The 24,731-nt window shown below is 57.1% G+C and carries 24 protein-coding genes; 7 read left to right on the forward strand and 17 right to left on the reverse strand.

All coding sequences use genetic code 11. The annotated features are described in order from the left end of the window. Positions 1–16 precede the first annotated feature (16 nt). The 5 genes from ureC to HZU72_RS15425 form a co-directional block, all read right to left on the reverse strand. Positions 17–1,732: an urease subunit alpha gene (gene ureC / locus HZU72_RS15405; RefSeq protein ID WP_180093628.1), complete on the reverse strand. Its 1,716-nt coding sequence runs from the start codon at positions 1,730–1,732 to the stop codon at positions 17–19. After that, a complete protein-coding gene (locus HZU72_RS15410) occupies positions 1,729–2,049 on the reverse strand; it encodes an urease subunit beta (protein ID WP_027957896.1) in 321 nt (106 codons plus the stop codon). The genes ureC and HZU72_RS15410 overlap by 4 nt, the downstream gene beginning before the upstream one ends. Positions 2,050–2,155: 106 nt before the next feature. After that, complete coding sequence (locus HZU72_RS15415; protein WP_022521353.1) at positions 2,156–2,458, reverse strand: urease subunit gamma; 303 nt, start codon at positions 2,456–2,458, stop codon at positions 2,156–2,158. A gap of 37 nt (positions 2,459–2,495) precedes the next feature. Continuing rightward, on the reverse strand, positions 2,496–3,380 hold the full coding sequence (locus tag HZU72_RS15420) for an urease accessory protein UreD (protein WP_180093630.1): 885 nt from the start codon (positions 3,378–3,380) through the stop codon (positions 2,496–2,498). A 227-nt stretch (positions 3,381–3,607) separates the two neighbouring features. Next, positions 3,608–4,969: a diguanylate cyclase gene (locus HZU72_RS15425; RefSeq protein ID WP_180093632.1), complete on the reverse strand. Its 1,362-nt coding sequence runs from the start codon at positions 4,967–4,969 to the stop codon at positions 3,608–3,610. Between the two features lie 192 nt (positions 4,970–5,161). Here HZU72_RS15425 and HZU72_RS15430 point away from each other — a divergent pair, with 192 nt between their 5' ends. From HZU72_RS15430 to HZU72_RS15455, 6 genes are all read left to right on the forward strand, one after another. Next, positions 5,162–5,611, forward strand: coding sequence for an Xre family toxin-antitoxin system antitoxin (locus HZU72_RS15430; RefSeq protein ID WP_180093634.1), 450 nt, complete (start codon positions 5,162–5,164; stop codon positions 5,609–5,611). Further along, complete coding sequence (locus HZU72_RS15435) at positions 5,608–6,072, forward strand: RES family NAD+ phosphorylase (protein ID WP_180093636.1); 465 nt, start codon at positions 5,608–5,610, stop codon at positions 6,070–6,072. Before HZU72_RS15430 ends, HZU72_RS15435 begins: the two co-directional genes overlap by 4 nt. A 240-nt stretch (positions 6,073–6,312) precedes the next feature. Further along, a complete protein-coding gene (locus HZU72_RS15440; RefSeq protein WP_180093643.1) occupies positions 6,313–7,281 on the forward strand; it encodes a metal ABC transporter solute-binding protein, Zn/Mn family in 969 nt (322 codons plus the stop codon). 23 nt (positions 7,282–7,304) lie between these two features. Further along, positions 7,305–8,087 (forward strand): metal ABC transporter ATP-binding protein, encoded by a 783-nt coding sequence (locus tag HZU72_RS15445; RefSeq protein ID WP_180093645.1) that lies wholly within the window; start codon positions 7,305–7,307, stop codon positions 8,085–8,087. A gap of 3 nt (positions 8,088–8,090) precedes the next feature. Further along, positions 8,091–9,197, forward strand: coding sequence for a metal ABC transporter permease (locus HZU72_RS15450; protein ID WP_180093647.1), 1,107 nt, complete (start codon positions 8,091–8,093; stop codon positions 9,195–9,197). Continuing rightward, positions 9,194–10,114, forward strand: a complete 921-nt coding sequence (locus HZU72_RS15455; protein ID WP_180093649.1) for a metal ABC transporter permease — start codon at positions 9,194–9,196, stop codon at positions 10,112–10,114. Before HZU72_RS15450 ends, HZU72_RS15455 begins: the two co-directional genes overlap by 4 nt. Positions 10,115–10,211: 97 nt before the next feature. Here HZU72_RS15455 and urtE read toward each other — a convergent pair whose 3' ends face one another. From urtE to HZU72_RS15505, 10 genes are all read right to left on the reverse strand, one after another. Next, positions 10,212–10,922: an urea ABC transporter ATP-binding subunit UrtE gene (gene urtE / locus HZU72_RS15460; RefSeq protein ID WP_180093651.1), complete on the reverse strand. Its 711-nt coding sequence runs from the start codon at positions 10,920–10,922 to the stop codon at positions 10,212–10,214. Beyond that, a complete protein-coding gene (gene urtD / locus HZU72_RS15465) occupies positions 10,922–11,758 on the reverse strand; it encodes an urea ABC transporter ATP-binding protein UrtD (RefSeq protein ID WP_180093653.1) in 837 nt (278 codons plus the stop codon). Before urtD ends, urtE begins: the two co-directional genes overlap by 1 nt. Continuing rightward, the gene (gene urtC / locus HZU72_RS15470; RefSeq protein ID WP_180093655.1) at positions 11,755–12,924 is read right to left on the reverse strand and encodes an urea ABC transporter permease subunit UrtC; all 1,170 of its coding nucleotides are present in this window, start codon (positions 12,922–12,924) and stop codon (positions 11,755–11,757) included. The genes urtD and urtC overlap by 4 nt, the downstream gene beginning before the upstream one ends. Positions 12,925–12,927: 3 nt before the next feature. Beyond that, positions 12,928–14,547, reverse strand: coding sequence for an urea ABC transporter permease subunit UrtB (gene urtB / locus HZU72_RS15475; protein WP_180093657.1), 1,620 nt, complete (start codon positions 14,545–14,547; stop codon positions 12,928–12,930). A 110-nt stretch (positions 14,548–14,657) separates the two neighbouring features. Then, positions 14,658–16,019 (reverse strand): urea ABC transporter substrate-binding protein, encoded by a 1,362-nt coding sequence (gene urtA, locus HZU72_RS15480; RefSeq protein ID WP_180093659.1) that lies wholly within the window; start codon positions 16,017–16,019, stop codon positions 14,658–14,660. Positions 16,020–16,434: 415 nt separating this feature from the next. Then, positions 16,435–17,937 carry a tripartite tricarboxylate transporter permease gene (locus tag HZU72_RS15485; RefSeq protein WP_180093661.1) on the reverse strand — a complete coding sequence of 501 codons (1,503 nt, stop codon included), beginning with the start codon at positions 17,935–17,937 and terminating at the stop codon, positions 16,435–16,437. Between the two features lie 54 nt (positions 17,938–17,991). After that, on the reverse strand, positions 17,992–18,474 hold the full coding sequence (locus tag HZU72_RS15490; protein ID WP_180093663.1) for a tripartite tricarboxylate transporter TctB family protein: 483 nt from the start codon (positions 18,472–18,474) through the stop codon (positions 17,992–17,994). Between the two features lie 105 nt (positions 18,475–18,579). Then, complete coding sequence (locus HZU72_RS15495; protein WP_180093665.1) at positions 18,580–19,578, reverse strand: Bug family tripartite tricarboxylate transporter substrate binding protein; 999 nt, start codon at positions 19,576–19,578, stop codon at positions 18,580–18,582. 191 nt (positions 19,579–19,769) lie between these two features. Next, a complete protein-coding gene (locus tag HZU72_RS15500; protein WP_180093668.1) occupies positions 19,770–20,513 on the reverse strand; it encodes a response regulator in 744 nt (247 codons plus the stop codon). Between the two features lie 45 nt (positions 20,514–20,558). Beyond that, positions 20,559–22,256 carry an ATP-binding protein gene (locus HZU72_RS15505; protein WP_180093670.1) on the reverse strand — a complete coding sequence of 566 codons (1,698 nt, stop codon included), beginning with the start codon at positions 22,254–22,256 and terminating at the stop codon, positions 20,559–20,561. 101 nt (positions 22,257–22,357) lie between these two features. Here HZU72_RS15505 and HZU72_RS15510 point away from each other — a divergent pair, with 101 nt between their 5' ends. Next, the gene (locus HZU72_RS15510; protein ID WP_180093672.1) at positions 22,358–23,128 is read left to right on the forward strand and encodes a DUF481 domain-containing protein; all 771 of its coding nucleotides are present in this window, start codon (positions 22,358–22,360) and stop codon (positions 23,126–23,128) included. Positions 23,129–23,142: 14 nt separating this feature from the next. On the opposite strand, the gene HZU72_RS15515 is transcribed toward HZU72_RS15510, so the two are convergent. Together HZU72_RS15515 and HZU72_RS15520 are read right to left on the reverse strand one after the other, a co-directional pair. Next, positions 23,143–23,913, reverse strand: coding sequence for an ABC transporter permease (locus tag HZU72_RS15515; protein WP_180093674.1), 771 nt, complete (start codon positions 23,911–23,913; stop codon positions 23,143–23,145). Between the two features lie 34 nt (positions 23,914–23,947). After that, entirely contained in the window at positions 23,948–24,730 is a 783-nt protein-coding gene (locus tag HZU72_RS15520; protein WP_180093676.1) for an ABC transporter ATP-binding protein, read from the reverse strand. Between the last annotated feature and the right edge of the window lies 1 nt (position 24,731).

Consider the following 24,731-nt stretch of genomic DNA (forward strand, 5'->3'; position numbering starts at 1 on the left):
CTGAAGTCCCGCCTGTTTAGAACAAATGATAACGCTGGGCCAGCGGCAGCTCGGTGGCAGGCTCGCAGGTTAAAATTTCGCCATCGCAGCGTACTTCATAAGTCTGCGGGTCGACGGTCAAATCGGGGCAGGCATCGTTCAGCTTCATATCCTGCTTGCGCACCTGGCGCACGTTTTTGCACGCCGCGAGTTCGCTATTTAGCCCCAGTTTCTCTTTGATGCCCGCATCCAGCGCGGCCTGGCTGACAAAGCTGAGCCGGGTTTGGCTGGCCGCACGGCCGAAAGCACCAAACATATAGCGGTAGTGCACGGGCTGGGGAGTCGGAATCGAGGCATTAGGATCGCCCATGGGCGCCGCCGCAATCATGCCGCCTTTGATCATCATGGCCGGTTTTACGCCAAAGAAAGCCGGTTTCCACAGCACCAGATCCGCCAGCTTACCAACTTCTATCGAACCCACTTCGTGAGCGATCCCGTGGGTAATCGCCGGGTTAATGGTGTACTTGGCGATATAGCGCTTGGCGCGCAGGTTATCGGCGCCCAGGGCCTCATCTTCCGGCAGCAGGCCGCGCTGCACCTTCATTTTGTGGGCGGTTTGCCAAGTACGGCAGACCACTTCACCGACCCGCCCCATGGCCTGGGAGTCTGAAGCGATCATTGAGATCACGCCCAGGTCGTGGAGGATATCCTCGGCGGCGATGGTTTCGCGGCGAATGCGTGAGTCGGCAAAGGCCACGTCTTCAGGGATATTGGGATCCAGGTGGTGGCACACCATCAGCATATCGAGGTGTTCGTCGATGGTGTTGACCGTGTAGGGCCGCGTTGGGTTGGTGGATGACGGCAGCACGTAGGCTTTAGAGCAGGCGGTGAGGATATCCGGGGCGTGGCCACCGCCCGCGCCTTCGGTGTGGTAAGTGTGAATACAGCGCTCTTTGAACGCGGCCAGGGTGTCTTCCACAAAGCCCGATTCGTTCAGGGTGTCGGTGTGGATCGCCACCTGCACATCGTAGGCATCCGCCACGTTGAGGCAGTTGTTGATTGAGGCAGGCGTGGTGCCCCAATCTTCGTGCAATTTGAGCCCCATGGCGCCCGCTTGGAGCTGGAGTTCCAGGGACTCAGGCAGGCTGGCGTTGCCCTTGCCCAGAAAGCCAATGTTCATGGGCATATCATCTACCGCCTGGAGCATTTTACCGATGTGCCAAGCGCCGGGGGTGCAGGTGGTAGCGTTGGTGCCGGTCGCCGGGCCGGTCCCGCCACCCAGCATGGTGGTTATGCCGCTCATCAGCGCTTCTTCGACCTGCTGGGGGCAGATAAAGTGGATATGGGAGTCGATACCGCCCGCGGTCAGGATCTTCCCTTCGCCGGAAATGATTTCGGTGCCGGGGCCTATGACGATTTCAACATCAGGCTGTACGTCAGGATTGCCTGCCTTGCCAATCGCGGCGATGCGGCCATTTTGAATGCCCACGTCGGCTTTGACGATACCCCACCAATCCAGAATCAGCGCGTTAGTGATGACGGTATCCATCACTGTGTCGTCGGCGCGCTGGCTTTGGCCCATGCCGTCGCGGATGACTTTGCCGCCGCCGAATTTCACTTCATCGCCGTAGTGGGTGGCATCCTGTTCGACTTCGATCCATAGCTCGGTATCGCCCAGGCGCACGCGGTCGCCCACCGTGGGGCCATACATATCGGCATAGGCTTGCCGACTGATCTTGTTAACCGGTTTCATTGTTTACCTCCGTCGAGCGCGCCCATTACATCGCCGCGAAAACCGTAAATTTCGCGCTTGCCGACAAATGGAATCAGTGTGACTTCGCGGGTCTGGCCGGGCTCAAAGCGAATCGCCGTGCCTGCGGCCACGTCCAGGCGAAAGCCTCGGGTTTTGTCGCGATCAAACACCAGCGCCGGGTTGGCTTCGGCAAAGTGGTAGTGGGAGCCAATCTGGATCGGGCGGTCGCCGGTATTGGCCACCTCGACGCTAATCCGCTCACGCCCCGCGCACAGCTCGATATCACCTTCTTTTAACTTGTACTCACCGGGAATCATCTACTTGCTCCTTCGTATTTGTGAGGAGTGAGACGTGAGGGGTGAGGTGTAATCCACTACTACTCACCCCTAACTATTCACTCCTCACCCCTCACAATTAAACCCCTCAAACAATAGGCGTATGGACAGTGACCAGCTTGGTGCCGTCGGGGAAGGTGGCTTCGACCTGAACCTCGTCGACCATTTCAGCGACGCCGTCCATCACATCCTCACGGCTAAGGATCTCGCGGCCATAGCTCATTAAGTCCGCCACGCTGCGGCCATCCCGGGCGCCTTCCATAATCTCAAAGCTGATCAGCGCCACCGCTTCCGGGTAGTTGAGCTTTAAACCACGTGCCTTGCGGCGCTCCGCCAGTTGGGCGGCTGAGAACAGCAGCAGTTTGTCTTTGTCTCTCGGGGTTAATTCCATGGAATGTGTCTCCAGCAGTGCATCACGGTGATGCCTATTAGGTTAGCCAAATTCGTGGTGTATGTACTTCCCGCTCGATCCACCGGGGGCGCAGAAGTTGCCAGGCCTGTTCGCATAACGCCCAGGCTTCGTTACGCGAGTTGCCTAAATAGCGCAGCAGCAGAACACCGTGGCGGACGGTAACCGCCCAGCGCGGATTATCCGGCAGCGCTTCACGCAAGGCTTCAATGGCAGCAAGCGCATCGGCAATCCCCACCGCCCAGAGCGTGGCCTGCACCGTGGCACCGCCCTGCCCCCAGCGCCCGGCAAAGCGTGGGTGGAGTGGGTCTAGCGGTTGGCGCTCAAGCCACAGCGGCTTGCCGTCCAGGGTTAAGCGGAAGTGCTGCTCAATACGCCCGGAAACATAGGGTAAGTCGCTGGCCGGGCGGCCTAGCGCCATCACCTCCCAACCCAGGCAGCAGGCGCTGCCGTGAAGGTCAATCTGGGTGCGCTGCTCACCCTTGGAACCATCAAAGGCGATGGTCTCTTGAGGCAGCCACTCCAGAGTTGCATTATCTTCCACACTTAACCGGGTGTGCTGAGACCATGCCACGCCCTGGCTGTCGGCTTTATAGAGCTTATTGGCGGCCGGGGTCGTCAGCAGCGCATGGGCACCGCTCTCTACATGGGCACTAATGGTGAGCGCATCACCGCTGACTAACCCGCCCGGCGGGTGAAGCACATAAACATGACAAGCCTCACTACGCCCTTCGGGATAGAAAGGGCGCTGCACCCGCAGTGGTCCCTGATGGCGCGCCTGCACCATGCGAGTAGCACTGTCGCGATGGGCGAAGGTGAGTGCTAACGAAGCCGCCCAATGGCGGCCTGCATCGAAGCGGTGGCCAGAGGCAACGTGTGGTTTGGCGAGTTCGCACAGGATCATGGGTTGCTATCGCTTCCTTTTCACTAAGCCTTTGACATAGGTAAGCAATTAATGCGCCAAAATGGTGAAAAGCCCTGCTGTGCGGGCAATGGTAGGGATGAACGGCGGTGACTTGCAGTGCCACGCATCTAGACGCACCAAAACAGCACGATACCAGGCCTCATATGCACCAAATAAATGCACTCACTGCTTATTTAGCACTCAGCTTGCACTCCCTCTTCACACCATTACTGCACAACAACCCGGTCACGCCCGCCGCGCTTCGCTTCATAAAGGGCTTGATCAGCCCGCTGCAGGGAGTGGTGATAGTCCGGGTGGCCATCGTGAAGCGTTACCCCCACGCTAATCGTCACGTTAAGCAGCATATCGGCACCAGCGAGCATCGGCTCTTTAGCCACCGATTGGCGTAAACGCTCAGCAAATAACCGGCTGCCGTCATGGTCAGTATTGACCAGCACAATCAAAAACTCCTCGCCACCCATGCGAAACACGTAATCACCCCCACGAGTAGAGCGATCAAGGATGCTCGCCACTTGCTGCAGCACGTTGTCGCCGGCGTCGTGCCCATGAGTATCGTTGATCGATTTGAAGTGATCGATATCTACCATCAACAGCGCAAAGCAGTGCTCCGAGTGGCGGGCAATGTCTATTTCGCGGCTAAGCACCACTGACAAAAACTTGCGGTTAAGCAACCGGGTCAAGCTGTCGCGCCCCGCGTCCAAACCGGAGGCACGCTCTAACACATTGTCGAGCAGCATCAACACCGTGCGGGCGGCATCACGAATCTCGCCCAGCGCCTTGAGCCGTTGGTTAATATCCTCATGCTGCAGGGCTTCCAGCCACTCACGATCCACTCGCTGAATATGGTGTGAAATAGTGGCAATCTCTGGCACACCCTCGAACGCATGGCACGCTTTATGGAAGTACCACAAACCAAAATCAGAATTGGATAACCGCGGCAGCGTGGCGACATTCTGCTGGGCGGCTATGGCAAACATCAGCGCATTCTCCCAATTTAACAGCGCCGAACGCTGGCGTTCACGCTCGTCGCCAATGCTCTGGGTGAGTGAAAATAGCTTGTACGCCTCTTCGGTGCGCGCATTACGGTCACTGGCCACCGAGTAGGCGTGACTCATGATCTCCATTGCCATATCGATATGGTCGGAGACGTACACCGAGGCATCCCCCGGCGATAGCGGGCTTTTGAACGTGGCGTTGATCTGCTCATAAAACGCTTGCTTCAGTTGCCGTGCTCCGTTTAGCACCAGGTTGACCGGAATATCGATGCGGGCATGCACTTGCCCCACTTTTTCCTGCTGCTCAACCAGGGACTCAAAGTCGGCGTGCTCGACGGCAAACATGGCCTTCAGCCAGCGCCGCATCGAGGGGTTTAAGCGCTGTGCCACTTGATCGTTGGAGAGAAACAGCGAGGCATGCGGGTCTTCCAGCATCACCTGATAAAAGTGGTCAGCAAATTTTTGGCAGTAGTGCTCTACCAATGTTTCGACTGCTTGCCGCAACGGTTTGGGCGTGCGCTCCAGAAGCGCTTGCCACTCGGCGGCGAGCTGATGTTTATCTTTATAGCGCATACCTCACCTGCTTCTTAATTGATCAACAGCCGATATTACACGCCAAGCAGTGCCGTCAACCGAACACAGAACAGGGTTTTAGCGATTAAGCACGCCAGATACCTTCTCTGCCATGTGCATCACTTGACGACGGCAAAAGCGTCATGCATATCAACTGATAGGCTTTTGAAGTATCAAATGAGGGTTAACGTTATGGATATCCACTTCACTCAATACCAGCCACCCAAAGCTTTGGCGTCCGGTTTCTGGCAACAAATTGGCTTGCCAGCCAGAGGTCGCAAGTTGCATGAGCTGTTGCATGAAGGGGTGGAGTATCGTGTTTATCCCCAGATTGCCAATGTATCAGGTATTGAGCAGAAGGCACTGGCGCGTTACGTGGATATTCCCTCTGCTACGCTTAACCGTCGCGCCAAATCAGGCCGTTTCAAGATGGCGGAAAGTGACCGGTTGTATCGCTTTGCTGAGCTTTTCAAGGCGGCGCTGGATCTGTTCGAGGGTGACGTAGAAGGGGCTCGCGCCTGGCTACTCAAACCCAATGCCGGGTTAGGCGGGCGTCGCCCCGTCGAAATGAGCGCCACATCGGCGGAGTATCAAACAGTGTTGAATCTGATCGGGCGGCTGGAGCATGGTGTCTCGGCATGAGCGAGGTCACCGCCTATCGGCTGGTTAAGCGTAAGTTTCAGGAAACAGTGTTTGATGGCGAGGCCGCACGGCTTTACGGTGGGCGCTGGAATAGCCCAGGGAATGCCTGTGTGTATGTGGCAAGCTCCGAGTCGCTGGCACTACTGGAAATTATGGTGAATCTGGAAAGCTATCGGCTGCTCAATGCGTATGCGCTGCTGCGCCTGACGCTATCAACCGACAGTATTCTAAGCGTTGGCGCAGAAGATCTACCAGAAAACTGGCAGGAAGCCCCAGCGCCAGCAGAGACCGCTGAACTTGGCGATGGCTGGTTGACCTCAGGCCAAAGTCTGGCACTGGCAGTGCCAAGCGTGGTCGTGCCGAGAGAGCTCAACTACATGCTCAACCCGGCACACCCCTTATTCGATCAAATCGTCGCGACAGCCGAGGCACGGCCATTTCAACCCGATCCAAGACTTTGAACCGGGTGTGGATAACTTAAACCGTTCTTAGCAGATTTCAAAGGCGCGTTAGTAGCCCGTCTTACGTTTATTCCCGCAATACTCAGATACCCTTTTCAACTCACCTCAGCGTCTTTTATCCGCTTGACATTTCATGAATAGCGTCACAAACTTAGCCAAGGCTATACTTATTTCCTTAGGGTAATCAGTTTACATAAAGCAATTTCAATCCATCTACCTCGTGACGAGTCTGGAGCTAAAATGGCAACAAAATATGCCGTGATTCTATTGGGAACGCTTCCTTTAAGTGCGTTGGCAACTGCCGATGAAACGCCCTTAAACGTGGTGGCAACGATTGGGATGATTGCAGATGTAGCGCAGGAAGTAGGCGGCGAATGCGTTAATGTGGAAGCCATGATGGGCCCCGGCGTAGACCCCCATCTGTACCAGGCAAGCGCTAGCGACGTGGCCTTGCTGCGGGGAGCCGAACACATTCTCTATTCAGGCTACTCATTGGAAGGACAGCTGGGGAGTGTGCTGGAGAATTTCTCGGCACGAACACCCACGCTTGCCGTGGCTCCCGCGTCCATTGATCCGGCGTCGTTGATCACCGCTCAGGATGTCTACGGGGTCGACCCTCACCTGTGGATGGATGTCTCTTTATGGGCCCAAACACTGCCCACCCTGAGCGATGCATTTAGCGAAGCACGCCCTGAGTGCGCCACGACGATTAAAACCAATACCGAGCGTTATCAGGCTCAGTTGCTAGCCTTGCATGAGTGGGTTAAAGAGAGCATTGCCAGCATCCCCGAAGAGCAACGTATTCTCGTCACCGCCCACGATGCATTCAACTATTTTGGCCGTGCCTATGACATTGAGGTGGAAGGGATTCAGGGGATTAGTACCGAAACCGAAACCGGGATCGCCGATATTCGCAGCATGGCGGATAGCGTTGTTGCCCGTAACGTACCCGCGGTATTTATAGAAAGCACGATCAACCCGCGCACCATTCAGGCAGTGATTGATGCCGCAAGGCAGCGCGGCCATGATGTGGCCATCGGCGGCCAGCTTTATTCCGACGCCATGGGGGATGAAGGCACGGTAGATGGTACCTATATGGGCATGATCTACCGTAACACCCAGCACATTGTCGAAGCGCTAGACGGTTCGCAGGCCCCGCTGCCAAAGGCACTAGATGACTGGGCCAGCGAGTGGCAACTCACTCAATAAGCATTCGATAAGGCAGTGCATCCATGGCGACATCCGACCTTACAGACACCGCACTGAGCATTAAAAACCTGACGGTGAGCTACCATAACCAGCCCGTGCTGTGGGATATCGATCTGGATATCCCCGCCGGTGTAATGGCGGGCATTGTCGGCCCTAACGGGGCGGGCAAGAGCACGTTGATCAAAAGCCTGCTTGGGCTGGTGCCGTCGTTGTCAGGAGAGGTGATGGTGCATGGGCGGCCCTACACCACGCAGCGTAAACGAGTGGGCTATGTGCCCCAGCGCTCAAGCGTTGACTGGGATTTTCCCACCACTGCGCTGGATGTGGTCATCATGGGGCTTTACGGGCGCTTAGGCTGGCTCAAAAGGCCAGGGCGAAAAGAGCGCCACGAGGCGCAGGAAGCACTTGAGATGGTCGGTATGAGTGCCTTCGCTGAGCGCCAGATTAGCCAGCTCTCAGGTGGCCAGCAGCAGCGCGTATTTTTGGCCCGTGCGCTGGTGCAGCAAGCCGATGTGTATTTTCTTGATGAACCCATGGCTGGCGTCGATGCCACCACCGAGCGGGCCATTATCGATATCCTGCGCCGCCTGCGCGACGCGGGTAAGACGCTGATTGTGGTACACCACGATCTGCAAACGGTTCGCACCTACTTTGACTGGCTACTGCTACTCAACGTGCGAGTCATCGCCAGCGGCAAGGCCGAGGAGGTGTTCAAGATCGATCACCTGCGCCAGGCTTACGGCGGCCAAATCGCGCTACTTAATGACAATGAATCGTTAATGTTTTCAGCCTCAAAGGTGAAGTGACCCATGGTATGGCTTGAGCTTTTATCTGACTACACCTTTCAGAATGTAGTCATGGGCGCCTCGCTGCTGGGGCTGATCAGCGGCCCGCTGGGCTGTTTTGCGGTGCTGCGTCGCCAAAGCCTTCTGGGAGACGCGATTTCCCACGCAGCCCTTCCCGGCATCTGTTTAAGCTTTATCATCACCGGCAGCCGGGATATTGGCGGGATTATTATTGGTTCACTGATCACCGGCTCCGCCGCCGCGCTGATTATGCTGATGCTGACGCGCTTAAGCCGCCTGAAAACTGACGCAGGCCTGGGCGCCTGCCTCAGTATCTTTTTTGCCGTGGGTATCGTTCTGCTCACCTATATCCAGAGTACCAATAACGCCTCCCAGGGCGGTCTTGAGGCCTTTCTTTTCGGCCAGGCCGCCGCGACGCTGCGCTCCGATTTATGGGTGATGGGCAGCATTACGCTTGTCACGCTGCTGCTGCTTGCCGTCTTCTGGAAACAGGCCAAGCTGGTCACCTTTGATGCGGAGTACGCCCGCACGCTCGGCATGCCTATCACCGTGATTGAAGCATCGCTCACCGCTATGGTTGCGCTAGCGGTCGTCGTCGGCCTGCAGATGGTCGGTGTGATTTTGATGGCCGCCATGATCGTGGCACCCGCGGCCGCCGCGCGACAGTGGAGCCGCCACCTGGGCGGCATGCTCACCATCGCTGCAGGCGTCGGTATTGTCAGTGGTGTTTCAGGGGCGACCATCAGCACCCTATCGCGTGGTCTGGCAACCGGCCCGCTGATTGTCCTTACTGCAACCGCCATCGTGCTTATATCGTTGGCCTTGGCGCCCGGCCGTGGCCTGCTGTGGGGTGTGATAAAGCACTATCGCCAGAAGTCAGCGCTGAAGAAACAGCAGCTACTTTATGCGCTATATAAACACTCGGCCGATCCCTCATGCGCCCCCTCAACACTCGGTTCACGCAGGATGTTCAACAAGCTTAAGCAGCAAGGCTACCTAACCCGCTCTCCTCGCGGTGCCACCCCAAGCGACGGCGGCTGGGGGCTAACGGCACAGGGCCAGGCGGAGGCTAGAAGAGTGGTCGCGGCTTTTGAGGAATTAGCATCATGATGGCAGAGCTACTGACCACAACTGCCCTGCCCATTATGCTAGTGGGCGCGATGGTAGGCATCGCCTCCTCGGCGGTGGGCACCTTTTTAGTGCTGCGCGGCAACAGCATGTTATCCGACGCAATCAGCCATTCGATTGTGTTTGGCATCGTCATCGTCTGGCTGCTGACCAAGCAACAGAGTGGGCCGGTACAACTGATCGGGGCCGCCCTCACCGGGCTGTTAACCGTCCTGCTCACCGAAGCCTTAGCGAGCACCAAACGGGTCAAGCAGGATACCGCTATCGGCCTGGTCTTCCCGGCGCTGTTCTCTATCGGCGTGCTGCTGTTGAATATTTATGCCAATGATGTGCATATCGACACGCATACCGTGCTGCTCGGTGAGATCGGTTTTGTCTGGCTGGATACACTCGACATCTTCGGCCTGCCCATCCCCCAGGCGCTGGTATCGATGAGCGTGATGACGCTGCTCAACTACGCGTTTATCGGACTCTTTTATAAGGAGCTAAAGCTGGCCACCTTCGATCCGGCGCTGGCCAAAACGTTCGGCTTTATGCCCTCGATTCTTTTCTATGTGCTGCTAATGCTAACTAGTTCCACTGCCGTGGCGGCCTTTGATGCGGTAGGCGCGGTGCTGTTTATCGCCTTTGCCATTGTTCCCGCCTCCGCCGCCTATTTGCTGACCGACCGGCTGTGGATGATGTTTATCATCGGTGCGCTAATTTCTATCGCCTCGAGTATTTCTGGCTACTACCTCGCAGTGTATCTCAACGTCTCCATTGGCGGCATGATGGCCGTCATGACCGGCGTATTCCTGATGCTCGCCTTTCTGGCAGGGCCACGCTACGGCGTGATTACCCAACTGGTCAAACGCCAACGGGCACGCCAGGCGCCGGTGGAGCCGCCGCCCAGCGTTTGAAGCCCAGCTTTTGGAAACACCGCTCATCCACGCGCAAAAAAACGACCGCCTTTCGACAACCGCTTGGCCGGGCAGGCGATAACCGGGTATGGGTAACTTAAACCGTCAGATGCTGCTTGATCAGCTCATTGGAGAGCTCGCTGATCTCGCCTTTGGCCACCGGGCGACCGCGATCCATGATCACAAAGCGGTCGGCGTATTTACGGGCAAAGGGCAGCTTCTGCTCCACTAGCAGCACCGTAAGGCCATCCTCATTGATCAACTGGCGAATCACCTGGCCGATCTGGGCGACGATATTGGGCTGAATGCCCTCCCCCGGTTCGTCTAGAATCAGCAGTTTGGGTTCGATGACCAACGCACGGCCAATCGCCAGCTGCTGTTGCTGCCCGCCGGAGAGGTCGCCGCCACGGCGATGCTTCATTTCCTTAAGCACTGGGAACAGCTCATAGACCCGCTCAGGAATCTTTTTCAGTCCGTCGCTGCGCGCAGCTAGGCCGGTGCGCAGGTTCTCTTCTACGGTCAGCAGCGGGAATATCTGCCGCCCCTGGGGCACGTAGCCAATCCCCAAGCGGGAACGCGCTTCGACAGCTTTTTTGGTGAGCTCTACCGTGCTTTGATCCCCACCGGTATAGCGCAGTTGACCGCTAGTGACGTTAACTTCGCCCATTACAGCTTTTAGCAGCGTGGTTTTGCCCACGCCGTTGCGGCCCATCACGCAGGTGCATTGGCCTGCAGGCACCTCAAGATCGAGATCCCAGAGGGTGTGGCTTTCGCCGTAAAACTGGTTGAGCTTCTCAATGGCTAGCATCAGGCGGCCTCCTCGTCATCGGCACCCAGGTAGACCTCGATTACTTTGGGATCGCTGGAAACCTGATCCATGGTGCCTTCCGCCAGCACGCTGCCCTGGTGCAGTACGGTCACTTGGCGGGCAATGGAGCGTACAAAGCCCATGTCATGCTCCACCACCACCACGGACTGTTTACCGGCCAGCCCGGTGAGCAACTCTGCAGTGCGCTCCATCTCCTGCTCGGTCATGCCCGCTACCGGCTCATCCACCAGCAGTAGGCGTGGGCGCTGCATCAGCAACATGCCGATCTCTAGCCACTGCTTCTGCCCGTGGGAAAGAATCCCTGCGGGCTGATGGCGCAGCTCAGTAAGGCCAATGGTTTCCAGCACTTCGTTGATGCGGTCTTTGATTTCGCCGGTGATACGCGCGGTAAGCGTGGGGAAAATCCGCTTGTCTGCCGCCATGGCCAGCTCAAGGTTTTCAAACACCGAGAGCGCTTCGAATACTGTGGGCTTTTGAAACTTACGGCCAATGCCCAGGCTGGCAATATCCGGCTCGTTCATATTCAACAGGTTATGACGGCTACCGAACCACACGCTGCCGCTGTTGGGGCGGGTTTTGCCGGTGATGATATCCATCATGGTGGTTTTACCCGCCCCGTTGGGGCCGATAATGCAGCGCAGCTCGCCGTCGTTAATGGTCAGGTTGAGGTTATTGATGGCTTTAAAGCCATCGAAGCTCACGGTGACATCTTCCATGTAAAGAATCGGCCCATGGCGAACGTCCACCGGCGAGGCTTGGGGCGCCATAAAATCGAACACCCGGTCACGCTGGCTCAGCGATTGCAGCAAACTCATGCGGAGGCCTCCTCGGGCGTGTGTTTATGGTCAGGATTAGCCGAATCGTCGCGCTTACGGCGTTTGAGGTAGCGAAACAATCCCGCCACGCCCTTGGGCAGGAACACCGTGACCAGTACGAACATCGCCCCTAACGCAAACAGCCAGGCATCGGGCATTACGCCGGTAAAGATGGTTTTGGCGTAGTTGACCAGAATGGCACCAATCACTGCGCCATATAGCGTGGCGCGACCGCCCAGCGCTACCCACAGCACAATCTCGATGGAGAAAATCGGCGAGAATTCGCTGGGGTTAATGATTCCCACCTGAGGAACATAGAGCGCGCCCGCCAGGCCTGCGAGCATCGCCGAGACCACAAAGACGAAGAGTTGAAAGCGCTCGACGCGGTAGCCGAGAAAGCGCGTGCGCGCTTCGGCGTCGCGGGTGGCCACGCTCACCCGCCCCAGCTTGCTGGTGACAATCGCACGGCACAGGATATACCCCAGCGCCAGCGCAACGCCGGTGACCAGGAACAACCCTAGGCGCGTGGCGTCGCTGCGCAGGTCAAAACCGACGATTTCGCGGAAATCGGTGAGGCCGTTATTGCCGCCAAAGCCCATCTCATTGCGGAAGAAAGCCAGCATTAAGGCAAAGGTAAGCGCCTGGGTGATGATCGACAGATACACCCCGGTGACCCGTGAGCGGAACGCCAAAAAGCCAAACACCAGCGCCAGTAGGCCGGGGGCCAGCAGCACCATGGCGAAGGCGAACCAGGCCATATCGAAGCCGTGCCAGAACCAGGGCAGGCTGTCCCAGTTGAGGAACACCATAAAGTCCGGCAGTACCGGGTGGCCGTAGGTGCCGCGGTCACCAATCTGGCGCATTAAATACATGCCCATGGCGTAACCGCCGATGGCGAAGAAGGCGCCATGCCCCAGGCTTAAAATGCCCAGATAGCCCCACACCAAGTCCACCGCCACGGCCAGCAGCGCGTAACTCAGGTACTTGCCAAACAGATTGACCGTGTAAGCCCCCACATGCAGCGGGTTATCCGGCGGCACTGCCACGTGCAGCAGGGTGACCAGTGCCAGCGCGGCCAGTAGCACGCCGAGAAAAATCTGCGTGGAGCGCTCGCTGAATGGGCGTGTTAGCCAAAAATTCGTCGATGATTCGGTCGTTAGTGACATCGTTTAGCCCTCCGCAGCCCGGCCCTTCTGCGGGAAGAGTCCACGCGGGCGTTTTTGAATGAATAGGATGATGAAGACCAGCACGATGATCTTGGCCAATACCGCGCCTGCCCAGGGTTCCAGCACCTGGTTGATCACCCCCAGCGATAGGCCAGCAACCAGTGTGCCCCATAGGTTGCCCACACCGCCGAACACCACCACCATGAAGGAGTCGATGATGTAGTTCTGCCCTAGGTTAGGGCCGACGTTGGTGAGCTGGGAGAGCGCGACACCGGCAAGCCCGGCCACACCCGAACCTAGCGCAAAGGTCATGATATCCACGCGAGTGGCGCGAATGCCCATGGAGCGGGCCATGGCGCGGTTCTGGGTAACGGCACGCACCTCAAGCCCCAACCGGGTGCGGCGCATAATCAGCATCAGGCCTGCAAACACCACCAGCGCAAAGCCGAGCACATACATGCGGTTGAGCGTTAGCGACAGCGCATCGTTCACCACCAATGAGCCACTCATCCATTCGGGGGTGATGACGGTACGATTGAGCGGTGAAATCACCGTACGTACCAGCTGCTGCAAAATCAGGCTGATACCAAAGGTCGCCAGCAGCGTCTCCAACGGGCGGCCCTTGAGGAACTGGATAACACCGCGCTCGATCGCCACACCCGCCAGGGCGGCGACCATAAAGCCTGCGGGAATCGATAGAATCAACGCCAGCCCCGGTTGGCCGGGCAGCAGTTGCTGCATCGCCCAGGTGGTGTAGGCGCCCAGCATCATCAGCTCGCCGTGGGCCATGTTGATCACGCCCATGACACCGAAGGTGATCGCTAGGCCAATGGCGGCCAGCACCAGCACCGAACCAAGGCTCAAGCCGAAATAGAGCGTTTCCAGACCGCGATTGATTTTGAGCTGCTGCTCAATGCCCGCCAGGGAAGCGGCAGCGGCATTGGCGACGACGGGATCATCGCTATTGGCTGCCCGGCTCAATGCCACGCGGGAGCGGGGGTGAAGGCTGCCGTCCAGCGCTTCAATACCCGCCATTTCACCTGCTTCGGCGCGATAGATCGCCACGGCCTGGGTCAGCCGATAGCGCACCTGCTCGTCCTCTTCCTGTTCGATCAAGTCGTCGAGTGTGGGCACCAGTTCCCCATCTACTTCACCTAACAGGCGCTCGGCCGATGTGCGGCGGCGCTCCACGTTAGGCGAGTAGAGGTCAACTACCGCGATGGCACTGCGCAGTTGATTACGCAGGTTGTTGTTAATGCCGATACGCTCCAGGTCACGACGAGACATTTCGCCCAGCGCTTCGCCGGTTAGGACATCGGCCACCGGCCAGTCGCGGCCGCGGTTCTCAAGCACCAGCACGAACCGACCGTCTTCGGTGCGCTGCAAACGGCCATCTAAAAGCGCCTGCAGCCAGTCACGGGCGCGTTCGTCGTCGCTTTGCAAAATCGCGGTTATGGCTTCGCCTTTGGCGGCGTAAGACTCAACGTCCAGCGCCTCCAACAGTTCGAGCGCGGCCGCATCATTAGTGGAGCTGCTGGCGGCGTCTGTTGATTGTGCCTGTGCTGTGAGGGTCATACCCAACAGCAGGAAGCAGAGCAGCGCCAAGGAAAGGAAACGCCTCATGGGGTTCTTCCTTTGGTTATCAGAAAGGGAAAGATAGCGTGCTCCTTCGCCACCCCTTAACTCTCAACGCTATGCGCCGGGGCGGCGAAGGGTAAGGTACTTACTCAGTTTTACTCAGCCAGTGCCGCTTCGGCTTCTTCTGCTGCGGTGCTGCCACCGCACGAGCCGTTAACGACGTTGAAGTTGCCGCACTCCATCGGCTTACGCCAATCGGCAATCAGGTCACGCGAGCCAGGCAGGTAGTCAGACCAGGCGTCGCCGGCCACGGTAGAGGGCGTCTGCCACACGATATCGAACTGGCCATTGTCCTGAATCTCACCGATCAGCACCGGCTTGGTGATGTGGTGGTTGGGCATCATGGCTGCATAGCCGCCGGAAAGGTTAGGCACGGTCACACCGATAATGGCGTCTTTAACCGTGTCGACGTCTGTCGTGCCCGCTTTGCGAACCGCTTCGGCCCACATGTTGAAGCCGATGTAGTGCGCTTCCATTGGGTCGTTGGTCACGGCCATATCGTCGCCGGTGTACTCGATCCAGGCATCGATAAAGTCGTAGTTGTCATCGTTATCGACGCTCATGAAATAGTTCCATGCCGCCAAGTGCCCCACTAGCGGCCCGGTATCAATACCGGTAAGTTCCTGCTCACCTACAGAGAAGGCGATGACAGGAATATCGGCAGCGTCGATACCCTGGTTGGAGAGCTCGGTATAGAACGGCACGTTCGCGTCGCCGTTAACTGTCGAGATCACCGCAGTGGGTTTACCCTCTTCACCGAAACGACGAATTTCCGCCACAATGTTCTGCCAATCGGAGTGACCGAACGGCGTGTAGTTGACCATGATGTCCTCATCCGCGATGCCGTGTTCATCCTTGAGGAAGGCTTCGAGGATACGGTTGGTGGTGCGCGGGTAGACATAGTCGGTACCCACCAGCGCAAAGCGCTCGATCCCGACTTCGTTGATAAGGTATTCAACCGCAGGAATCGCCTGCTGGTTAGGCGCTGCGCCGGTGTAGAAGACGTTTTCAGAGGACTCTTCGCCTTCATACTGCACCGGGTAGAACAGCAGCCCGTTGAGCTCTTCTACGACGGGCAGTACGGATTTACGCGAAACCGACGTCCAGTTGCCGAAAATCACGTCTACTTCTTCCTGGTCTAGTAGCTCCCGGGCGCGTTCGGCAAACAGCGGCCAGTTAGACGCCGGGTCAACCACCACTGCTTCTAACTGACGCCCCAGCAAACCACCGGCTTGGTTCTGCTGTTCGATAAGCATTTCGACGGTGTCTTTGAGGACAGTCTCACTAATCGCCATGGTGCCGGAGAGTGAGTGCAGGATACCGACTTTGATCGGGTCATCGTCTTGGGCGATGGCCTGGGTGCTGGCACTCATGATGGCAGCGGTGAGTAAAGCGGTCGCGAAACGGCCACTTGAAAGGAATGGGCGAGGGTGTGTCGAGCGTTTGAGAGTGTTCATTGTTAATCTCCTTGCACCCCTTATAATTGGGGCTTGATGGTTGGCTTCGCACTTGGGGTTGTTGTATTAGCTCCCCCAATACGTCCACTAGCCATTAACACTTGCAAGGGGTGCGCCAGATTGGCACAAAGTTTCTTTATAGCTATTTAATCAGCCACTTAATAATCGCCAGTAAATCTCAATATTCACCACATGCACCAAAATAAAGCACAACAAAGCGACTAAAGCACTCTCTCAATGCACCAATACGACCCAGTGCACCATCTAAGTACTTGAGCTTTTAAAATACAGAGTAGCAACTCAGTGCTTACTTATTAGTTACAAAACCACTCTTTGTTACCAGCCAAAAACGGAGATAAAAAAGGAGCCTTGGCATCACCAAGGCTCCTCGCTATTCACCCTTTAAGTAGTGGCGTTAAATAGCCACGTCGGGTGGAATTTTCTTACGGCGTTTTTTCAGTAACGGCAGACCAAGCGACAGCAGAGCGACGACCAGTAGACCAAGCGAGATAGGCTTGTCGATAAAAGTCATCCAGTCGCCACCGGAGATCTGCAGAGCCCGACGCATGGACTCTTCCATAATGTTGCCCAGAATCAGCGCCAAAATTAGCGGCGCCGCCGGGAAACCAAACAGCCGCATCCCAAGGCCTACGAGGCCAAAGCCGAGCAGTAGCAACAGATCAAACACACTGAAGCTCATGCCGTAGACGCCGATCATGCAGAAGATCAAAATCAACGATAACAACAGCGGCTTGGGCAGATCGAGAATCTTGGCGATCAGCGGTATCAACGGCAGGTTAAGCACCAGCAGGAAGATATTGCCGATATACATACTGGCAACCACGCCCCAGAACACGTCCGGACGCTCTGTAAGCATCATCGGGCCAGGGTTGACCCCCATGACCAGCAGTGCGCCCAGCAGTACTGCGGTGGTACCCGATCCCGGTACACCCAGCGTCAACAGCGGCACAAAGGAGCCGGTACAGGCGGCGTTGTTGGCAGCCTCTGGCGCAGCAACACCTTTGATATTACCCTGCCCAAAGGTGTCGCCATCTTTGGCGATGCGTTTTTCCATGCTGTAACCCAGGAACGAGCCGATGGTAGCGCCAGCCCCCGGCAGAACGCCGGTGAAGAAGCCCAACACCGAGCTGCGGCCAACGGGGCCAGCAATCTCTTTGACTTCGCTACGAGTCAGTTTCAGCGAGCCAATCGCATTGCGGGGAGCCTCTTTGCCGCCACCGCCGCGCAGCAGCATATAGAACACCTCGGCGAGTGCAAAGATACCCAGCGCCACCACCAGGAAGTCGATACCGTCGAGGAGTTGAACGGAGCCGAAGGTAAAACGCTCGGTACCGGTCTGCATATCGATACCCACAATCGAGATAATCACCCCCACCACGGCAGCAATCAGCCCTTTGATCAGTGATTTATCCGACAGCGAGACCACAGCGGTTAAGCCCAGCACCATCAGTGCAAAGTACTCGGAAGGGCCAAAGCTTACGGCCACTTTGGAAAGCAGCGGCGCTACCAGCATCAAGAAAATAACCGATACCGTACCGCCCACAAATGACGAGTAGGCGGCAATCGCCAGCGCTTTACCCGCCAGGCCTTTTTTGGCCATCGGGTAGCCGTCAAAGGAGGTCGCTACGGTACCTGCCACGCCGGGGGCGTTGAGCAGAATCGAGGAAGTAGAGCCACCAAAGATGGCGCCGTAGTAAACCCCTGCCATCAGGATCAAACCCGACGAGGGCTCCATGGCAAAAGTGATAGGAATCATCAGGGCAAGTGCACTGATAGGGCCAAGGCCCGGCAGCATACCGATAATGGTGCCAGCAAATACGCCGGCAAATACGTAGGCAATATTGATTGGCTCAAGCGCGATGCCAAAGCCGTACATCAAATTATTGAAGGCATCCATGGGAATTACTCTCTTAAGAACTGCTAGCGGAAAGACCTGCTAACAAGGCTTTGTTTAGAAAGGCAGCACGCCAGTGGGTAGGTAAACATCCATCACTCGCGTCATGGTCAGGTAGAGCGCGAGCACTACCCCCAGCGACGTAGCGAGGTTGACCCCATGGCGGCGATAGCCGTAGTAGGCCGTCAATCCAACGCAGAGCAGCGTAGAAGCGAGTACAAAACCCAGCGGCACCAGCAATAACGCGTAGGCGGCAATCGCCAACGAAGTCACGATGACCCGCGCCCAGGGTGTCAGTAGTAGCGGCCCGTGCTGCGCCTCTTCGTCGACTTCATCGGCACCGGCTATCGGGGTAGGCTTCTCAAAGAATAGAAACACCGACAGGATCAGTAGCGAGAAGCCTAATACTTTAGGAAATAGGTCAGAGTCGACCGGGCGCGGCAGAGGAAAGGTGGGGATTTGCCACGCCATCGCGATATAGCCAGCAGCCAATACCGCAAACACCAGTGCTAACCACTGATTGGTATTTAAACGAGTCATAGGAATCTCTCCGAAGGAGCCAACACGTCTCCACGGTTAACGCATATCGTTAACGACGGGAGACACCCAGCCACGCTTGGGCAACTGGGTGATACAGGAGTGGGATTACTGGCGCAGCAGGCCAAGCTCGCTCAGCACGTCGCTGAACTGCTCTTGCTGCTGATCCAGGAAGGCGCCAAATTCTTCGCTGTTTTGGTAGGCGTCGATCCAGCCCAGTTGGTCGCTCGCTTCGCGCCATGCATCGGTTTCAAGCATTTCGGCGAACAGGTCTTCGTAGTAGGCCACTGCCTCTTCAGGCATATCGGGAGCGCCCATCACGCCGCGCCAGATATCGAAGGTGTAGTCGAAGCCCTGCTCCTGGTAGGTGGGCACGTCGCTCAAACCGCCGCCCAAACGCTCTTCAGAAGAGACGCCCAGCGCACGCAGCTGGCTGCCTTCGCCCAGTTGGCCAACCGCTTCACCGGCACCGCCGACCACGGCTTCAATATGGCCGCCCATTAGGTTGGTCATGGCGTCGCCGCCACCCGAAAACGGGATATAGTTGACTGCCGAGGCTTCCATTCCAGCCGCAGAGGCAAGGCCTGCAATAGCGATATGATCCATGGAGCCAGGCGCACTACCACCGCCAACGCTCAAGCTGGGGTCTTCTTTCAGCGCATTGAGCAGGTCTTCGAGGTTCTGATACTCGGAGTCCGCTGCCACCAGGATGATCGAGTAGTCGGTATTGATCCGCGCGACCGGGGTAAAGTCGGTGTGGTCGTAGCGCGAAGCACCTGCCAGCGGCACCAGAATCATCGGCGGGCTGGTGGCAAACAGCTTGTGCGGGTTGCCACTATCACGGGCGACTTGGGCCCAGGCTACGGCACCGCCGCCTCCAGGTACGTTGATCGCGGCAAAGCTTTCATCGGCCAGCTCTTCTTGCTGAATCACCCGCGACATGGTGCGAACGAGGGTATCCCAACCGCCGCCTGGGTTAGCCGGTGCGACGAATTCGATGGAGCGTTCGGGTGTCCACTCTTGCGCCTGTGCGGCGGTGCTCATGCCTGCAAAGGCCGCGAAGGGAAGAGCAAATACAGATAAACGCTTGAGGGTAAGCGACGTCATGATGGCGTTCTCCACGTATCAGTTTTGTTGTGTGATGAGTTTGCTGTGTAGAGCTTCTTATTGTGAGACTGCACGCCGCGAACGTTAGAAGACCACTACCCTGACCGACAAGCTTGTGCGCATAAAAGACAAAAAGTTCTTTATGGCTATTTTGTTCATTTTGTTCACGCGCGCTTATTTACAACATTCCTTTATAGAGTGTTGATCCATTCGTGTGCGGCCTCCAATAGCCGATAGCGACGCTCAGGCCGCCCTACATCACCATAGCCCAGCTCAGCACTCACTGCCTGTTCAGCAACTAAAAACTCTAAATAGCGGCGGGCGGTTGAGCGGCTGGCACCCATGGTGCGCGCCATCTGCATAGCGGTGAGCGAGTCGGGGGCGTCGGCCAGGGCATCAATCACCCGGCGCAGCGTCAGCCGATCAATACCTTTAGGCAGGGCTTGAGACAGGGTTTGGCTTTTCGCACGCAACGGCTCGCCGGGCTTCAGGCGCGCGAGCACGGAGTCCAGTTCATCCTGATTCATCTCGGCGCGGTTGGCCAACGCTTCACGCTCGCGACGGAAGCGAGTCAGCATTTGCGTCATTCGCGCGGCTTCAATGGGTTTGATCAGGTAGTCGAATACCCCGCCACGCAGCGCCTCGCTGATGGTTTCCACTTCCCGGGCAGCGGTCACCATGACGATATCCACATGCACGTAGTCGCGGCGAATCGCCCATAGTAGTTCCAAGCCTTCCACATCGGGGAGATAGGCATCGAGCAAGATCAACTGAATGCTGGTGGCCTGCTCCGCCATGATCGCCTTGGCTTCACTGCCGTTGCGCGCCATGCCCACTACATAAAAGCCATCGCTTTGTTCAATGAAGGCTCTGTGGATATCGGCAATGCGAAAATCGTCTTCAATGACCAAAATGCCGTACTGCCCATCAGACATTGCGTTCCCCCCTAGCCGTCGTGGTCACTGTTTTTGAAATTGTTTTTAAAATTGTTGTTGAGACTGCTGTTGGTCTTGATGCGCACACAGCGAGCGGTCGAGCACCGCGATAAAGCATGCGCCCCCCAGCTCGCTCTCCTCCAGGGTCACGGCACCGCCGTGCTGGCGGCAGAGCCTGGCCACCAGCGCCAGGCCAATGCCCTGGTGCTTGCCTGTTTTGGTCGAAAAGCCTTCCTGGAAAATCGATTCGGCGAATTGGGCAGGTACTCCGGGTCCGTTGTCCTCCACTTCGATCAACAGCTGCTCGCCCAAATCGGTGAAAAACAGGCGTACTTTGGGCGCTTTACTCGGCCCATTCAGCGCAGCATGGCAGGCGTTGTCCAGCAAGTTACCCACCACGCTCATCAACACTTCTTGGCCGGTGGGCGTTAGCGGGCAGGAGAGCGAGCTTTGCTCATCGATTTCCAACGCTACGCCCAGTTCCCGTGCCCGGGTAAGTTTACCCAGTAGCGTACCGCTAAGCACGGCGTCGGCCACGTTGCGCATTAAAAAGCTCATCTGCGCCTGGGCGCGTTCGGTTTCCTGATGAATCAGCGCGAGGGCTTCCTCAATGCGCTCTAACTGTAGTAGCCCAGAGATGGTGTAGAGCTTATTGGAAAACTCGTGGGCCTGGGCGCGCAGCATATCCACGTCACGGCTGGCTTGGGTAAGCGCGTGGGATAGATCGACAATTTCGCGACGGCTACGGAAAGTGGCCACCGCCCCCTCAATCTCGCCTTCGTGCAGAATCGGCACGCGGTTAACCACTACCGGATGATCGCCCAGCCACATCTCCTGGTCGAACTCCTGCTCGCCGCGCCGGAGCACCTCCAGTAGCCGCGAATTGGGCACAACCTCGCGTATAGGCTGCCCCAGCAGCACATGCTCATCGTCCAGGTTGAGAAAGCGCCGCGCCTGCTGGTTGACCAAGGTAATATGACCTTCCCGGTTAACCGCCAAAATGCCCTCGTGGATCGACTGCAAAATGGCCTCTTTTTCCATAGCCAAGCGGGCAATTTCGTAGGGTTCCAGGCCTAAAATGACCTTTTTAAGATGCTGCGATAGCCAGTAGGCACCGGCAAAGCCGAGACAAATCATCAGCGCCACTAGCGCCCAGCCAAAGCTGTTGTAGCGGGCTACGTCCATGGCCACGCGATCCATCATAAAACCGACGGATACCAGACCAATGATATTGCCCTCTTCATCCCATATGGGCGCTTTGCCACGAATGGCGGTGCCCAATGACCCGGTTGCCTCGGATACATAGTATTGGCCATGAATCAGCGCCTGGTCATTATCGCCCCCCACCATCGGCTGCCCTAGCCGTTCCGGCAGAGGGTGGGAGTAGCGGGTACTTTGAGCGTTACCCACAACGACATAGCGCGCTCCCGTCTCATGGCGAACTCGCTCCGCCAGGGGCTGAATAATGAAAGAGGGGTCGGGGATTGCAAAGGCGTTGATAATTTGCGGCATCGACGCCACCGTTTTGGCCACCGCCAGCGCTCGCTCCCCCATCTGCTGGCTAATGATTTCTGCCTTGCGGTGATTGAGGTAGGTGCCCTGCGCCAGTAGCATGCCTGCCAACAGTAGCCCGACTAACAGCATCACCTGAAGGCGAAAACTGCGTTTATACCAGCTGCGCCTTGCGCGAGTGCGGCGCCAGCGCTGCAGGTCGGCTAACGTTCGGGGGCGAGAAGCGCTCATAGGTAGACTCAAAATGCGTGACCACGCCATTATGGCACGCGCTAGCCAACGGCGTTAATCGCCGTCACCCCAGAGTCATCGTTCGCTGATATAATTGCCTAATGCCGAAATCAAGGAGGGATGTAGTGGCGATCGTTAGATGGATACTCTTACTGGCCTGCTGGCCGCTATGGCTAACCGTGGCGTATGCCAGCCCGTTCTACGCTCCACCGCCTCCCCAGGAAGATGCTCCCGTATTCAGTGGCGATGCCGAACTGGGTTTTACCCGTCTCTCGGGCAATACCGATAGCCAGACGCTGATCGGTAAAACGCTGCTGACGTGGCTTACCGGTAACTTCACCTACTCGCTACGTGGTGAAGTGCGTAACGTCACCAAGGATGACGAAACCAGTGCCGAGCAGTACTTAGTCGCAGGACGCGAACGCTATGAACTGGATGGCCCCCACTACCTGTTTGGCTTTGCCCGCTGGGAGAAGGATCGCTTTGCCGGTTATGACCAGCAACTTTCTGCCATTGGTGGCTATGGGCGTCAGATTTTAGAGAACGATACCCATGTTTTTTCGCTGGAGGCAGGGCCTGGCTATCGTCATGACCGGCTACGCGAACACGGCGATTATCGGCTAGCAGTGGCCTATACAGCACTGGATTACCACTGGTTTTTTTCCGATTACGCCGATATTCAGCAGGAAATGTCGTTTGAGTACACCGACCAAAATACCACGTCTCGGTCGCTTACAGCGCTCACGGCAAGGCTCAATTCCAAGCTATCGCTGCGCTTATCTCACGAAATCAAGCACAACTCCCAACCGCCTGACGACACCAGCGAGCGCACCGACAACACCACCAGCGCTTCACTGCTTTACCGCTGGTGAGTTTTGCACTGGGGCTAGCGATTCTGACCACGGTGCGCCCAGCCGGTCATGCGTTTTTCCAGTTGCGCAAATAGCTCGTACATCACCATGGCCATGGCGCTGATCACCAGCAGTCCGGCAAAGACCAGCCCCATGCGCATTTGCGAACCGGCGCTCATCATCAGATAGCCAATACCCTGATTGGAGGCGACCGTTTCTGACACCACCGTGCCTACAAACGCCAGGGTAATAGCGACTTTTAGCGAGGCAAAGAAATACGGTAGCGAGCGTGGCAGGCCCACTTTCAGCAGCACATCCATACGCCGTGCGCCCAGCACTCGCAGTACGTCTTCCATCTCAGGCTCCAGCGTGGCTAAACCGGTAGCCACGTTCACCACGATGGGGAAGAAGCAGATTAAAAAGGCGGTGAGTATCGCCGGCACCGAGCCGATCCCAAACCAGACAACCAGGATGGGCACGAAAGCCACTTTGGGAATGGCATTAAAACCGACTAACAGTGGGTAGCAAGCGTTATATAGAAAGCGCGACGAGCCGATAATAAAGCCCAACACCAGCCCCACGGCCACACCCAATCCAAAGCCAATCAGCGTTGTCCAGAAAGTTTGCCAGGAGTGCATGGCGATAGGCCCGGAATAAGTTACCAGCGCCTGGGCCGTCTCCAAGGCACTGGGGAAGATAAAGCTGGGCACATCAAACACCCGCACCGTTACTTCCCAAATGATGACCAGTGCCACCACCGCTATCCACGGCGCCAATCGTTCGATTAACTGATTATTTTTCGTCATAAGTGCGCCTTTCATCAGGTGCTGCGTGCGTTTATCAATTGCTACGTACTTCGCCAATCTGAGCGCGCAACTCCTGGACCAGATCAATAAAGGGTTTTTGGTAGGTGGTTTCCAGTGCACGGGGTCTTGGCAGCTCGATTTGACGGCGCTCGATCACCCGGCCTGGGCGGCGGCTCATGATGTAGACGGTATCGGCCAGAAACGCCGCCTCGCGCAGGTCATGGGTTACGAGTACCACTGTAAAGCGCTGCGCTTCCCACAGGTCGCGCAGCACGCACCACAGCTCTTCGCGGGTAAATGCATCCAGCGCGCCGAAGGGTTCATCCAGCATTAGCAGGCGCGGCTGGTGAATCAGCGCCCGGCAGATCGATGCCCGCTGCTGCATGCCACCGGAAAGCTGCCAGGGGTACTGCTCTTCGTAGCCTTCAAGTCCCACGGTCTTGAGCAGCTTGCGCGCCCAGCCTACAAACTCTTCGCGCCGTTTACGAAACTGATGGCGGTAGGGTTTAACGATCTCCAGCGGCAGTAGGACGTTATCCAGTGTGGTGCGCCAGGGCAGCAGGTTGGCGTTTTGAAATGCCATGCCGGAGATTTTCAACGGCCCGGTGACCGGTTCTCCATCCACCCGCACGGCACCGGTGGTAGGCGCATGCAGACCGGTGCAGAGCTTCATAAAGGTCGATTTACCGCAGCCGGAGGGGCCCACGAAAGCGACGAACTCACCTTCGTGGATGCTCAGGTTGATATCCTCAATGGCGTTGCCCGACGCATCGTAGGCCAGGCTAACGTCATCAAAGGTAACGAATGCTGCCGACATG

The organism is Vreelandella sedimenti (genome assembly GCF_013416325.1).
Lineage (GTDB): Bacteria > Pseudomonadota > Gammaproteobacteria > Pseudomonadales > Halomonadaceae > Vreelandella > Vreelandella sedimenti.

What these genes read in the sequence shown, in the direction of transcription:
- HZU72_RS15425 (WP_180093632.1), bottom strand. Translation starts at nt 4,969, where the DNA reads ATGCGCTATAAAGATAAACATCAGCTCGCCGCCGAGTGGCAAGCGCTT.
- HZU72_RS15455 (WP_180093649.1), top strand. Translation starts at nt 9,194, where the DNA reads ATGATGGCAGAGCTACTGACCACAACTGCCCTGCCCATTATGCTAGTG.
- urtD (WP_180093653.1), bottom strand. Translation starts at nt 11,758, where the DNA reads ATGAGTTTGCTGCAATCGCTGAGCCAGCGTGACCGGGTGTTCGATTTT.
- ureC (WP_180093628.1), bottom strand. Translation starts at nt 1,732, where the DNA reads ATGAAACCGGTTAACAAGATCAGTCGGCAAGCCTATGCCGATATGTAT.
- urtC (WP_180093655.1), bottom strand. Translation starts at nt 12,924, where the DNA reads ATGTCACTAACGACCGAATCATCGACGAATTTTTGGCTAACACGCCCA.
- HZU72_RS15485 (WP_180093661.1), bottom strand. Translation starts at nt 17,937, where the DNA reads ATGGATGCCTTCAATAATTTGATGTACGGCTTTGGCATCGCGCTTGAG.
- HZU72_RS15420 (WP_180093630.1), bottom strand. Translation starts at nt 3,380, where the DNA reads ATGATCCTGTGCGAACTCGCCAAACCACACGTTGCCTCTGGCCACCGC.
- HZU72_RS15410 (WP_027957896.1), bottom strand. Translation starts at nt 2,049, where the DNA reads ATGATTCCCGGTGAGTACAAGTTAAAAGAAGGTGATATCGAGCTGTGC.
- HZU72_RS15440 (WP_180093643.1), top strand. Translation starts at nt 6,313, where the DNA reads ATGGCAACAAAATATGCCGTGATTCTATTGGGAACGCTTCCTTTAAGT.
- HZU72_RS15430 (WP_180093634.1), top strand. Translation starts at nt 5,162, where the DNA reads ATGGATATCCACTTCACTCAATACCAGCCACCCAAAGCTTTGGCGTCC.
- HZU72_RS15505 (WP_180093670.1), bottom strand. Translation starts at nt 22,256, where the DNA reads ATGAGCGCTTCTCGCCCCCGAACGTTAGCCGACCTGCAGCGCTGGCGC.
- HZU72_RS15495 (WP_180093665.1), bottom strand. Translation starts at nt 19,578, where the DNA reads ATGACGTCGCTTACCCTCAAGCGTTTATCTGTATTTGCTCTTCCCTTC.
- HZU72_RS15515 (WP_180093674.1), bottom strand. Translation starts at nt 23,913, where the DNA reads ATGACGAAAAATAATCAGTTAATCGAACGATTGGCGCCGTGGATAGCG.
- HZU72_RS15445 (WP_180093645.1), top strand. Translation starts at nt 7,305, where the DNA reads ATGGCGACATCCGACCTTACAGACACCGCACTGAGCATTAAAAACCTG.
- HZU72_RS15415 (WP_022521353.1), bottom strand. Translation starts at nt 2,458, where the DNA reads ATGGAATTAACCCCGAGAGACAAAGACAAACTGCTGCTGTTCTCAGCC.
- urtE (WP_180093651.1), bottom strand. Translation starts at nt 10,922, where the DNA reads ATGCTAGCCATTGAGAAGCTCAACCAGTTTTACGGCGAAAGCCACACC.
- HZU72_RS15520 (WP_180093676.1), bottom strand. Translation starts at nt 24,730, where the DNA reads ATGTCGGCAGCATTCGTTACCTTTGATGACGTTAGCCTGGCCTACGAT.
- HZU72_RS15510 (WP_180093672.1), top strand. Translation starts at nt 22,358, where the DNA reads ATGCCGAAATCAAGGAGGGATGTAGTGGCGATCGTTAGATGGATACTC.
- urtB (WP_180093657.1), bottom strand. Translation starts at nt 14,547, where the DNA reads ATGAGGCGTTTCCTTTCCTTGGCGCTGCTCTGCTTCCTGCTGTTGGGT.
- HZU72_RS15450 (WP_180093647.1), top strand. Translation starts at nt 8,091, where the DNA reads ATGGTATGGCTTGAGCTTTTATCTGACTACACCTTTCAGAATGTAGTC.
- HZU72_RS15500 (WP_180093668.1), bottom strand. Translation starts at nt 20,513, where the DNA reads ATGTCTGATGGGCAGTACGGCATTTTGGTCATTGAAGACGATTTTCGC.
- HZU72_RS15490 (WP_180093663.1), bottom strand. Translation starts at nt 18,474, where the DNA reads ATGACTCGTTTAAATACCAATCAGTGGTTAGCACTGGTGTTTGCGGTA.
- urtA (WP_180093659.1), bottom strand. Translation starts at nt 16,019, where the DNA reads ATGAACACTCTCAAACGCTCGACACACCCTCGCCCATTCCTTTCAAGT.
- HZU72_RS15435 (WP_180093636.1), top strand. Translation starts at nt 5,608, where the DNA reads ATGAGCGAGGTCACCGCCTATCGGCTGGTTAAGCGTAAGTTTCAGGAA.